This is a genomic window from Flavobacterium sp. CG_9.1 (assembly GCF_015751645.1).
Lineage (GTDB): Bacteria > Bacteroidota > Bacteroidia > Flavobacteriales > Flavobacteriaceae > Flavobacterium > Flavobacterium xanthum.
Genome location: NZ_JADOVC010000006.1, coordinates 21,858 through 34,278, shown reverse-complemented (window position 1 = coordinate 34,278; position 12,421 = coordinate 21,858). Strand labels below are relative to the sequence as shown.

Annotated in this window: 10 protein-coding genes; 4 read left to right on the top strand and 6 right to left on the bottom strand. The window is 34.5% G+C overall.

The annotated features are described in order from the left end of the window. Window positions 1–74: 74 nt before the first annotated feature. The 4 genes from IWX83_RS04820 to IWX83_RS04805 form a co-directional block, all read right to left on the bottom strand. Complete coding sequence (locus IWX83_RS04820) at window positions 75–509, bottom strand: DUF6146 family protein (protein ID WP_196828023.1); 435 nt, start codon at window positions 507–509, stop codon at window positions 75–77. Between the two features lie 116 nt (window positions 510–625). Continuing rightward, window positions 626–1,576 (bottom strand): D-2-hydroxyacid dehydrogenase, encoded by a 951-nt coding sequence (locus IWX83_RS04815; RefSeq protein WP_073351709.1) that lies wholly within the window; start codon window positions 1,574–1,576, stop codon window positions 626–628. A 125-nt stretch (window positions 1,577–1,701) separates the two neighbouring features. Beyond that, on the bottom strand, window positions 1,702–2,772 hold the full coding sequence (serC, locus tag IWX83_RS04810; RefSeq protein WP_196828021.1) for a 3-phosphoserine/phosphohydroxythreonine transaminase: 1,071 nt from the start codon (window positions 2,770–2,772) through the stop codon (window positions 1,702–1,704). Between the two features lie 93 nt (window positions 2,773–2,865). Next, window positions 2,866–3,924 (bottom strand): acyl-CoA reductase, encoded by a 1,059-nt coding sequence (locus IWX83_RS04805; protein ID WP_196828019.1) that lies wholly within the window; start codon window positions 3,922–3,924, stop codon window positions 2,866–2,868. Between the two features lie 134 nt (window positions 3,925–4,058). Here IWX83_RS04805 and IWX83_RS04800 point away from each other — a divergent pair, with 134 nt between their 5' ends. Beyond that, window positions 4,059–4,409, top strand: a complete 351-nt coding sequence (locus tag IWX83_RS04800) for a 4Fe-4S dicluster domain-containing protein (protein ID WP_073351717.1) — start codon at window positions 4,059–4,061, stop codon at window positions 4,407–4,409. A 294-nt stretch (window positions 4,410–4,703) separates the two neighbouring features. On the opposite strand, the gene IWX83_RS04795 is transcribed toward IWX83_RS04800, so the two are convergent. Continuing rightward, window positions 4,704–5,207 carry a class I SAM-dependent methyltransferase gene (locus tag IWX83_RS04795; RefSeq protein ID WP_231379819.1) on the bottom strand — a complete coding sequence of 168 codons (504 nt, stop codon included), beginning with the start codon at window positions 5,205–5,207 and terminating at the stop codon, window positions 4,704–4,706. Between the two features lie 99 nt (window positions 5,208–5,306). Continuing rightward, the gene (locus tag IWX83_RS04790; RefSeq protein ID WP_196828017.1) at window positions 5,307–8,012 is read right to left on the bottom strand and encodes a TonB-dependent receptor; all 2,706 of its coding nucleotides are present in this window, start codon (window positions 8,010–8,012) and stop codon (window positions 5,307–5,309) included. A 302-nt stretch (window positions 8,013–8,314) separates the two neighbouring features. Between IWX83_RS04790 and ychF the strand changes: the two genes are divergently transcribed. From ychF to IWX83_RS04775, 3 genes are all read left to right on the top strand, one after another. Then, window positions 8,315–9,409, top strand: a complete 1,095-nt coding sequence (gene ychF, locus IWX83_RS04785) for a redox-regulated ATPase YchF (protein ID WP_073351719.1) — start codon at window positions 8,315–8,317, stop codon at window positions 9,407–9,409. Between the two features lie 351 nt (window positions 9,410–9,760). Next, window positions 9,761–10,282 (top strand): NADPH-dependent FMN reductase, encoded by a 522-nt coding sequence (locus IWX83_RS04780; RefSeq protein ID WP_196828015.1) that lies wholly within the window; start codon window positions 9,761–9,763, stop codon window positions 10,280–10,282. 129 nt (window positions 10,283–10,411) lie between these two features. Continuing rightward, window positions 10,412–12,274: a DNA topoisomerase IV subunit B gene (locus tag IWX83_RS04775; RefSeq protein ID WP_073351724.1), complete on the top strand. Its 1,863-nt coding sequence runs from the start codon at window positions 10,412–10,414 to the stop codon at window positions 12,272–12,274. The last annotated feature ends 147 nt before the right edge of the window (window positions 12,275–12,421 follow it).

Sequence of the window (12,421 nt, the reverse complement as noted above, 5' to 3'; positions counted from 1 at the left end):
GGACGATAGAAGTTTTGAAGTGGCATTTAACCAGAAAATGAAAGAGTAATTTTCAAAAACAAAAAATTTCAATCTTATCTGATGGGTACAAAACCAAAAAGTATTTGATTGTACGTATTTTGAAAATAAATCATATAATTATAAATCAAGTAATTCACTTCGTATCCGTAATTAATCGTTGGATCATAATTGATGGTCATTTCATATAAATTAGGATCATATCGTTGCGGTTGCAAAACACGGCTGTTCCATTCCATAACATAAAGTTGATTTTTAGCCGCGAGAAAGGCTTGAGAATGATAACCTCTTTGAAAAGCTCTTGAATTGAGCCACATATTAAATCTTGGATCAATTATAATTACTTCATATTCAAGTTCGTCATTGGCAATACGGACCGTGTCACCTTGAGCCGCAACCGTTTTTTCAGTTGTAGGAAAACTTGACTTCGATGTGTTACAACTAATAATAAACACCAAAATAATTGCTAATAAATAAACACTATTTCTCATAATCAAAAATTGAATACTAAAATTACAATATTAAATGATTTATTAATAACGTTTTAACAAAAAAGAGAGGTTGCCTTTTAGGGACAACCTCTCTCGAATATTTAAATAATCTAGGACTAGCTTAACAAACTAATAATTTGTGAAGCTAATTCAGTACCGATTCTGTCTTGTGCTTCTCCTGTTGCAGCTCCAATGTGTGGAGTCAACGAAATTTTATGGTTCATCAAAATAGCCATTTCAGGAGTTGGTTCATTTTCAAAAACGTCTAATCCTGCAAATAATACTTTTCCGCTGTCTAATGCTTTTACTAAAGCCACTTCGTCAATAACACCGCCACGGGCACAGTTTACGATGCCCACACCATCTTTCATAATGGCAAGTTCTTTTTCGCTAATGATGTAACCATCTTGAGCAGGAACGTGTAATGTAATGAAATCAGCTTCTTTGAAAACCGATTCCAATGATTGTGAAACGATGGTAGTCGTGATGGATTGTCCGTCAAAAAATTCCACTTTAACATCCACTTGAGGGATAAAACTATCGGCAGCAATCACTTTCATTCCTAATCCTAACGCCATTTTAGCGGTAGCCTGACCAATGCGGCCAATTCCAACTATTCCTAGCGTCTTTCCTCTTAATTCGATTCCGTTTGCGTAGGCTTTCTTCAAACCATCAAAGTTGGTATCGCCTTCAAGCGGCATATTTCTGTTCGAATCGTGCAAGAAACGAACACCAGAAAATAAGTGTGCAAAAACTAATTCTGCCACTGATTCTGAGGATGAAGCCGGAGTATTGATTACGTGAATTCCTTTGCTTTTAGCATAATCCACATCAATATTGTCCATTCCTACACCACCACGTCCTATAATTTTCAATCCAGGACAAGCGTCAATAATGTCTTTACGAACTTTAGTAGCACTACGAACCAATACTACACTTACATTATTTTCATTAACAAAATTAGCCACTTGTTCTTGCGCTACTTTTGTCGTTATCACTTCAAATCCACCTTTTTCTAAAGCTAGAATTCCACTTTTTGAAATTCCGTCATTGGCTAATACTTTCATTTATTTTTTATTTAAAAATTGAATCATTTAAAAATTAAAAGATTCAATATGGATTATTATACTGTATAAATTAAATGTTTAAAAATTGCTTTTTCAAATCTTTAAATCATTCAATTATTTAATTTTTAAATCTTTGTTTCCAATTCTTTCATAACATCTACTAAAACCTGAACGCTTTCTAAAGGAAGCGCATTGTACATAGAAGCTCTGTAACCACCTACGGAACGGTGACCTGGTAAACCTGAAATTCCCGCTGCTTTCCACATTGCATCAAATGTTGCCGCATGCGCTTCATCATGCAATAAGAAAGTAGCATTCATATTCGAACGATCTTCCACTGCAGCTGCTCCTTTAAATAAAGGGTTTCTGTCTATTTCTCCATAAAGTAATGCCGCTTTAGCATTGTTAATTTTTTCAATAGCAGCAATTCCACCAAGGTTTTTCAACCATTGTAAGGTCAATAAAGAGGCGTAAACAGGGAAAACAGGTGGCGTATTGTACATACTTTCTGCTTTGATATGTTTGGCGTAATCCAACATGCTTGGGATTATTCTACCATTTTTACCTAAAATTTCATCTTTTACAACAATAAGTGTAGTTCCCGCTGGACCCATATTTTTTTGTGCTCCGGCATAAATCAAATCAAATTTAGAAAAGTCTAATTCTCTAGAAAATATATCCGAACTCATGTCGCACACTACTGGCATATCAACTGACGGAAATTCCTTCATTTGTGTCCCAAAAATAGTGTTATTACTCGTGCAGTGGAAATAATCAGCATCCGCTGGTACAGTATATCCTTTTGGAATATGATTGTAGTTTTGTTCTTTCGAAGAAGCCACGGTAACAGTTTCTCCAAAAAGTTTTGCTTCTTTTATCGCTCCTGCAGCCCACGTTCCCGTATCCAGATAAGCTGCTTTTCCGCCCTCTTTCATTAAGTTGTAGGGAACCATTAAGAATTCTAAACTCGCTCCTCCAGCAAGAAATAAGGCGCTGTAGCCTTTTCCTTCTAGACCTAAAAGTTCAAGAGCAAGTGCTCTAGCTTCATCCATAACGGCAACAAAATCTTTACTTCTGTGCGAAATTTCTAAAAGCGATAACCCGGAATCATTAAAATTTAAAATTGCTTGTGCTGATTTTTCAAAAACTTCTTGCGGTAAAATACAAGGTCCTGCGCTGTAGTTGTGTTTTTTCATGGTGTAGTTTATGTCCAAAAAATTAAAGTGCAAATTTCGACAATAGGAGTTTAAAAAGCGTTAATTAATTCGGAATAATTGCACTTTTTTCCACTAAATTGTTAACAAAAATGAAATTGTATCGATGTTATCTGCGTAATTCCATAATCGGGGATTTTGAGTTTGTCCAAATGCCACGCTGTTTTCTATAGTCTCATCAGCAACGATACATTGTAATCGCTCATTTTCAGACTTTAATCTTGTTTTTAAATCATTTATATCCTCGTAAAACTCGTAAAAAACACTCGAAATAGGCGAGGCATGACTTTGATCTTCTTTCAAGGTAAGAAATCCGTTATCCAATAATTTGAAATTACTCATCAGAAAAACGGCTTTGTTGTAATCGTAATTGTTAGCGTATTTTTCATAATGAATGACGTCTTGGTAAGCAAATATCGCTTCAAAAAACGGAACAAAGGAATATTCTTTAGGCACAAATAGTTTAGAAACATTGCGGCAACCCAATCCAAAATAGCGAAAAATATCTTCCCCTAAAGCGGTAAGTTGTTCTTTGGTTTCATTTCCTGTTAAAACTGCCACTGAATTTCTGCTTTTTCGAATAATGGAGGGTTTGTCTTTAAAATAATATTCAAAATATCGGGCTGTGTTGTTGCTTCCTGTGGCAATAACGGCATCAAAATTTTCTAATTTCCCCTCTACAAAAGTAATATTCTGAGCTAATGCTGGCTGAACTGCAATAATGTATTTCGCCAAAAAAGGTAACAAATGCTGATCATTTGAGGATGTTTTTACCAAAACAGTATTTCCTGTAATCAAAACCGAAAGGAAATCGTGAAAACCCACTAGTGGAATATTTCCAGCCAAAATTAAAGCGATGTTTTTGGATGTTCTATTTTGTAAATCATATTCGGAAAGCCATTTTGTCAAATTTTCGTCCGTTAGGGCTTCTGCCCAGGATTGTATGGAGAAATAGACGTTGTCCGCAGTATACCAGCCATTGTGTGACTGAGACAGATTTATCAATGCGATAAAAGCATCAAAAAATGTATCGTTATGCAAAACAGCTGGCTTTTTGACCGTGTTGTCCTTAGAAAACTGACCTAGAAATTTTCCTAATTCAACAAAAACACTTTTTTTTGTTTCTAATGTCATTATGTTTGCTTATGAATAGTTTAGATTGTAATTTTGCACAAAAATAAGGATAAAGTATTTAGGCATTGTTAAAAAAACGGAAGTTTTAAAAACAAACTACATTCCTAAAAACGGATCCTTTTAAACAAAGAACAATGGCAATTATTATAACAGACGAATGTATCAATTGTGGTGCTTGTGAACCCGAGTGCCCAAATACAGCAATATATGAAGGAGCAGACGATTGGAGATATAAGGATGGAACTAAACTTAAAGGGAAGGTAATTTTACCTGATGGTACTGAAATTGACTCTGATGAAGCTCAAACTCCAATTTCTGATGAAGTATACTACATTGTACCTGGAAAATGTACCGAATGTAAAGGTTTTCACGATGAGCCTCAATGTGCAGCAGTATGTCCTGTAGACTGTTGTATCCCAGATGATAATCACCTGGAAAGCGAAGAGACTTTATTGAACAGACAAGCTTTCTTACATAACGAATAACACTATTCTGATAGAAATAAAAAAGAAATCCTGAGTTTTTGCTCAGGATTTTTTGTTTTGTTTTTTTCTTGCGACAATTACAAACGTGTCATAGGCATAGGTTTTTCGATCGATTGTTTTTACGATTTCAAACCCATTTAGATACAGAAACAATTGTATTTCATTTAAAGTAAAAACGCGAACGGTTGAAAAATCATCTGCAATTATTTCCTTTTTATTATTTTGAAAAGTATAGTATTGCGCACTCCATTCCAGTAAAAAATTTTCTGACGAAGTTGTTCTCCAGTTGCTGGATCAAAAGTAAATCAAATCTTCAAATGGAGCTTCATGCAGTATAGCTTCATCATCCTTGGTAAATGGAATAAACCTATTGGCATCTATAAAATCAAAAATTAGAGTTCCTTCTTCGTTTAGGTTTTTATATATGGATTGAAAGGTGTTATTTAGGTCTTCATTTGTGATTAAATAACTAGTTGAGCGTCCTGTAATTAAAATAGAATCTACTGGTTGCTCTAATTTAAAATCCCTCATGTCACCATGCAAGAAAATCCCTTTTTTGTTTCGCTCTTGCGCAATTGCTATCATGCTTTCGCTATAATCTAGACCAATGTAAGTGGTGTTATGGGCTAAAAATCGTTTCGAAAGATTGCCTGATCCACTACCAATTTCTAAAACAGTTTTACCATGATAATCCTGAATTAAATTGTTGTAGAAGTTAAACTCCTCATCGTAATCTATAAAATTTTGGTACATGGCATCATAGATTGCTGCCATTTTTCCGTTGTAAAGATTTGCCATGCTGCTTGTTGTTTTACGTAAAGTTTTGAAAAAATGTACCAAATGAAAAAGGGCTGTCTAATTGTGACAGCCCCTTTCTTAATTATTTTAGGATAAAATTTAGAATTTATAGTTTAAAGATAAATTAAACATTGTTCCCAATTGGCTAAAGTGATATCCATCATACGTCATTTGAGAATAACGACCATTGAAAGTAACTAAATTATATTGAGTTCTAGTTTGAGCTGGATCGTTTAAAATAGCTGTACCAGCTGCGTTTTCAGCTTTAAATTTCCATTCAGGTAATACATTTAATAGGTTGTTTACATTTAAGGCTATTGTTAGTTTGTCACTAGCAGCGTAATTAACACCTAAATCAGTAACCATTTTTGTTAAAAATTCTACTTTTAAATCATTTGACATACCAGCATTCTTAAATTTTGTAGGTCCAAATACAGTATTGTTCAAAGTGAATCCAAATTTTCCAAGTTCATATTCTGCACCACCAATAATTTTAAATTGTGGTCTTGAAGTAAACAATAGTGCTTCTTGTGTTTGATCAATTACTGATTGGTTAACTGCTACTACACTTGCTGGATTTTTTACAGGTCCATCAATTTCGTTTTGTAAAGTATAGTTACCAGATATATTAAAGCCCATTTTTCCAGACCCTACAATTAGATTTTTGTATCCTGCAACAAGATCAATACCTGATGTTCTAGAATCAATACCGTTCACAAAAAATGCTGATGTGTTAGTAGGAGAAAAAGTAATAGGGTTTCCTAAAACAATTCTATCTTCCACTTTAATATTGTAATAATCTATTGTAAGATTAAAATTCTTATTTGGTTTCAAACCTATTCCAGCGGTAAAATTAGTAGACTTTTCTGAGTCTAATTTTGGAACACCACTTGCTCTAGCAGCTGATGATACATTATTTATTAAACCTTGCACAACAATACCTTGTCCAGGAACAAATGAGGATTGTGATTTTTGAGTATAAATTTGGTGTAAAGATGGAGCTCTAAAACCTGTTGATAAAGAAGCTCTTATTGTGATTTTATCTTCAGAAAATTTATATCTTGTACTTGCTTTCCATACAGTTGCACTACCGAAATCACTGTAGTCTTCATATCTAACAGTACCATTAAGTAAGAAATCTTCTGTTATGTCTAATGCAACGTCTAAATAAAGACCTAGGTTGTATCTGTTGAATTTACCAGAATTTTCTGGAGTATTACCTTGAAAGGAATCGGCTCCACTTCTGTTTCCAATATATGAAGCTAGATCTCCTGCGAAAATTTCAAAATTTTCAGTTCTAAATTCAGATCCAAAACCTAAGCTTAATTGATCACTTAAATTTTTGGAAATATCGATATTCCCTACATAATGATTGAATGAAGTTCCACCTGGTTTAAAAGTAATTGGAGTAGATATACCATATAAAAAGTCCTCTCCTGGATCTTTACTATCATTACCATTAGCATCATTAAATGATCTGTTTTGAGAATTTGAAACGGTGTATATTTGCGTATTTCCTCCAGTAGTTAAACTTACATCTGTGTTCCAACCATTTTTTGTTGATTTGTAGCCGATTGTCGCATTGTAATCATTAAGATCACCTTCGAATGTTGGCACATAACCTTGGTATGATGCAGCAGTACCGTCGCCAAATAATGTTGCTAAATATGGCATGTCAGCTACTGATCTCCAGTATGGAGTTCTGTAATTAGCAAATGAATTTACTTTCTTGTAAACGTATGCTGCATTGTAATACATTTGATTGTTTTCATTGTAATCAACCCCACCATTTACTAAAAATTTAGCTGCTGCCGTTTCTGGAGATCCGTTTACGTTTCCAGCATCAGGTTTTAAAGCTAAGAAAGCATTCACATCTGCAGGATTAGCACCAAAATCAGCGATTTCGCCATCTGCATTTACTCTTCCAGGTCTATTCGCTAATGCTACTTTTGAAAAGTCAACAGTATAATTGATAAATCCTTTTTCACCAATAGTAGAACCATTGTTTAAACTTACACCATACATTTCTCCATCGCCTTCACTAGTTATTCCTGTTCTCAATGTTACAGATCCTAGAGAAGCGTTCTTTTTTAATATGATGTTCATTACACCTGCAATGGCATCAGATCCATATTGAGCAGATGCTCCATCACGAAGAATTTCAACTCTTTCAATAGCATCTGTAGGAATTGCTGAGATATCCGAACCTGTTTCTCCACGTCCTGGAGAAGTCTGTGTATACACAAGTGAACTCATGTTTTTTCTCTTTCCATTAATCAAAATTAACGTTCTACTTGGTCCCATATTTCTAATTTCATACGGATCCAATAATGAAGTTGCATCATTTACAGGTGTTTGAACCGTGTTGAAAGATGGAATTTTGTACTGTAATGCTTTATCAAATGAAGCTTGTCCAGTTGATGTCAAGTCTTTTGAAGATAAAACATCTATTGGTAGTGCTGATGTCGTATTACTTCTTGGCGCCGTTCTGGTTCCAGTAACGACAACTTCATCTAAGTTTTGTCCTCCTTCTTCTGATAAAACCACGTTCAAGGTTGCATCTGTGACTACTTTTTCTAATTTAGAAAAGCCTACATAGCTAAAAACTAAAGTAGCTCCTTCTTTTACTTTGATCTTGTAAGCTCCATCCATGTCAGTAGAAACTCCGTTTTGCGTTCCTTTTTCTACAATGTTGACTCCTGGCAATGCATTGCCTGTGTTGTCTTTTACTACTCCCGAGACCTGTTGTTGCGCAAAAACAAACGAGACGTTTAGCAGGATTAATAATAATGCAAATTTTTTCATAATAAGTTGTATTAGGTTTTTGGTTTGGTTTAAAATCAGTCGCAATATAATTTTTTTTAACATAATTGTAACATATTTTTTAAATTTTTGTAAAAAACATTTCAGCCTTTTTTAATGTCCAATTTTTAATTATTTAAAACATTTTTAAAATGGTATATTTGCAAACTTTTAGAGCCCATACTTTATCTTAATTTTAATATCGTATCAGTTTTAAAAGCAGCAGGTATTCGTACTGAATTCTATCCTTAAAATAGAAAAGGGACGATGCAATATTCCATTAAAAAACAAAATAGTATCTACCGATGAAAGCAGGAATTGTAGGATTACCAAATGTTGGAAAATCAACATTGTTTAATTGTTTGTCAAATGCAAAAGCGCAAAGTGCCAACTTTCCTTTTTGTACAATCGAACCTAATATAGGTGTAGTAAATGTTCCTGATTCCAGAATGGAAAAATTGGAAGAATTGGTTAAACCGGAACGCGTACAAATGGCAACAGTAGATATTGTTGATATTGCAGGTTTAGTTAAAGGAGCCAGTAAAGGCGAAGGTTTAGGAAACCAGTTTCTTGGTAATATTAGAGAATGTAATGCGATTATTCACGTATTGCGTTGTTTTGACAATGATAATATTGTTCACGTTGATGGAAATGTAAATCCCATTCGTGACAAAGAAACTATCGATATTGAGCTGCAATTGAAAGATTTAGAGAATGTTGAAAAACGTTTGGAAAAAGTAAATCGTGCCGCCAAAACAGGGAACAAAGAAGCGCAAACCGAAAAAGCACTTTTAGACCGAATTAGAGAAACGTTACTGCAAGCAAAATCAGCTAGAACAGTAACTCCGCAAAACAACGATGAAGAAGTTTTAATGGAATCTTTTCAATTGATTACTGCAAAACCAGTTTTGTACGTTTGTAATGTAGATGAGAATTCAGCGGTAAACGGAAATGCCTACGTAGATCAGATTCGGGAATTAGTAAAAGATGAAGATGCCGAAGTGATCATTCTTTCTGTAGGAGCTGAGGCTGATATTACCGAATTAGAAAGCTATGAAGAGCGTCAAGTTTTTCTTGAAGATATGGGATTATCTGAGCCAGGCGCATCAGTTTTGATTCGTGCAGCGTATAAATTATTGAAACAACAAACTTATTTTACCGCAGGTGTCAAAGAAGTTCGTGCTTGGACTATTAATATTGGGGCAACCGCACCACAAGCAGCTGGAGTAATCCACACGGATTTTGAAAAAGGGTTCATCCGCGCTGAAGTAATTGCTTATGAAGATTTCGTTCACTACGGCTCTGAAGCCAAATGTAAAGAAGCCGGAAAATTCAAAGTAGAAGGAAAAGAATATGTAGTTAAAGATGGTGATGTAATGCATTTCCGTTTTAACGTCTAGTTATTGCTAGGAACGAAGCAATCTCATTACGAAAACATCAAACCTGCAGAAGAAATTTTGCAGGTTTTTTTATATCTAACATTTTTTTGTACCTAATCCAGCTTTTCTCTTCAAGATTTTCCCATCCATCTCTTTTTTCTAAGTCATAAAAGGAGCTTCCGTTGGTCGCTCTTTTATGTCAAGAAAAAATAAGATGGATTTGAAAAATGCTTTCCGTTTCAATCTGGGGTAAAAGTGCTGTAGAGGAAAAAATGAAGATTCGTTTTCTTATTTGTTTTGTAATCTGTGAATCAGTGGCGAATTATTTTATTACTGTTTTATTTTCACTACTTTTAACAAAAACGAACGATCATGAAAATAATTGCCTTTGGCGCAAGCCCTAGTAAGAATTCTATCAATAAGAAATTAGCGACCTACGCTGCTCATTTATTTGAAAATGGGGAAGTTGAGGTTTTGGATTTAAATGACTTCCAAATGCCGATATACACTGTTGATATTGAAAAAGAAATAGGACACCACGCATTGGCGCAAGCGTTTTTAGATAAAATTGCTATTGCTGATATTTTGGTGGTTTCCATGGCAGAAAATAATGGAAACTATTCCGTGGCATTCAAAAATGTTTTCGATTGGTGTACTAGAATAAATGCAAAAGTTTTTCAGGAAAAACCCATGCTTTTGATGGCAACATCTCCAGGAGCAAAAGGAGCAGCAAGTGTTTTGGGAATAGCTAAAAATGCTTTTCCTTTTTATGGTGGAAATATAAAAGAAACATTTTCTTTACCTAGTTTCGATGCTAATTTTGATATTGTAAACGGTAAGATTTCCAACTCTGAATTGGATAACCAGTTGAAAGAACTTGTTAAGAATTTTTAATCTTTTAATCTTTAAATTTTTAAATCTTGAAATAGAAAATGTCAATATCATTCTTGATAACTTTGATGCTTTCCTATTTTAATTTTTATCGAATTACACTACATTAGCGCCAAATCCACAAAATCTACAATGTCCGATCAAAATCAATATACCGAAGATAATATTCGGTCACTCGACTGGAAAGAACATATTCGCATGCGTCCCGGGATGTACATCGGGAAATTGGGAGACGGTTCCTCACCGGATGATGGTATTTATATTCTTTTAAAAGAAGTTCTCGACAACTGTATCGATGAATTTGTCATGGGAGCTGGAAAAACTATTGAGGTAACCATCAAGGACAAAACCGTTACTGTTAGGGATTATGGTCGTGGGATTCCATTGGGAAAGGTGATTGATGTAGTTTCCAAGATGAATACTGGAGGAAAATACGATTCTTTGGCATTTAAAAAATCCGTTGGTTTGAATGGAGTTGGTACAAAAGCAGTAAATGCTTTGTCTAATTATTTCCGTGTAGAATCCGTTCGGGATGAGAAACAAAAAGCAGCAGAATTTTCAGCAGGAAACTTAGTGCTCGAAGAAGCTATTATTGAAACTACGAAACGCAAAGGAACTAAAGTTACTTTTATTCCGGACGAAGCAATTTTCAAAAACTACAAATTCCGTTTCGAGTATATCATCAAAATGCTTAAAAACTATTGTTACCTAAACAATGGTTTAACTATTTTATTCAATGGAGAGAAATATTTTTCTGAAAATGGTCTGAAAGACCTGTTGGAAGAAACCATTCATGCGGATGATTTGGAATATCCCATCATTCACTTGAAAGGGGAAGATATAGAAATTGCCTTAACACATAGTAAATCGCAGTACAGCGAAGAATACCATTCCTTTGTAAACGGACAAAATACAACGCAAGGCGGAACGCATCTCGCAGCCTATCGCGAAGCAATTGTAAAAACCATTAGGGAGTTTTACAATAAAAGTTTTGAAGCTTCAGATGTTCGAAAATCTATTGTCACAGCAGTTAGTATCAAAGTAATGGAGCCGGTTTTTGAGTCACAAACTAAAACCAAATTAGGATCAACTGATATGGGTTCTGAGCCAGGAATGCCTTCGGTACGTACTTTTGTAAATGATTTTGTGAAAACAAAGTTAGATAATTATCTACACAAGAATCCTACAACCGCAGACGCGCTATTGCGGAAAATTCTTCAAGCCGAAAGAGAGCGTAAGGAACTGTCCGGTATTCGAAAATTAGCCACAGATCGCGCCAAAAAAGCGAATTTACACAACAAGAAATTAAGAGATTGTCGCGCCCATCTTCCGGACACGAAACATCCTAAAAATCTGGAAAGTACCCTCTTTATCACAGAGGGAGATTCAGCTTCCGGATCCATAACCAAATCACGTGATGTTAACACTCAAGCGGTTTTTAGTTTGCGTGGTAAACCGTTGAATTCGTATGGAATGAGCAAGAAAATTGTGTATGAAAACGAAGAATTCAATTTATTGCAAGCGGCGCTGGATATTGAAGATGGATTAGAAAAATTGCGGTACAATAACATTGTAATCGCTACCGATGCCGATGTCGATGGCATGCACATTCGGTTGTTATTGATTACGTTCTTTCTACAATTTTTTCCAGAATTGATAAAAGAAGGACATTTGTATATTTTGCAAACGCCACTATTTAGAGTTCGAAACAAGAAAGAAACCATTTACTGCTATTCTGATGAAGAGCGAAAAGTAGCCATCGAAAAATTAAAACCAAAACCGGAAATCACAAGATTTAAGGGATTGGGAGAAATTTCTCCAGACGAGTTTAAAAATTTCATTGGAGAGACTATTCGTTTAGATCCTATTATGATGGACAAGAACACCTCAATTGAGCAGTTATTGTCTTTCTATATGGGTAAAAATACGCCAGACAGACAGGAATTTATCATCAAGAATTTGAAAGTGGAATTAGATGTAATCGAAAAGAATTAATTAGTAATAAATGTAATATGATTAGCAAAAAAAATCTGATTTATGCTGTAATAGCTTTTGTACTTGGGTTTGTATTAACATTTTTTATTATTAAAAGTTTGAAATAATAAAGACTTGGCTTATTCAAAAAAAACAATGAGTAATAAA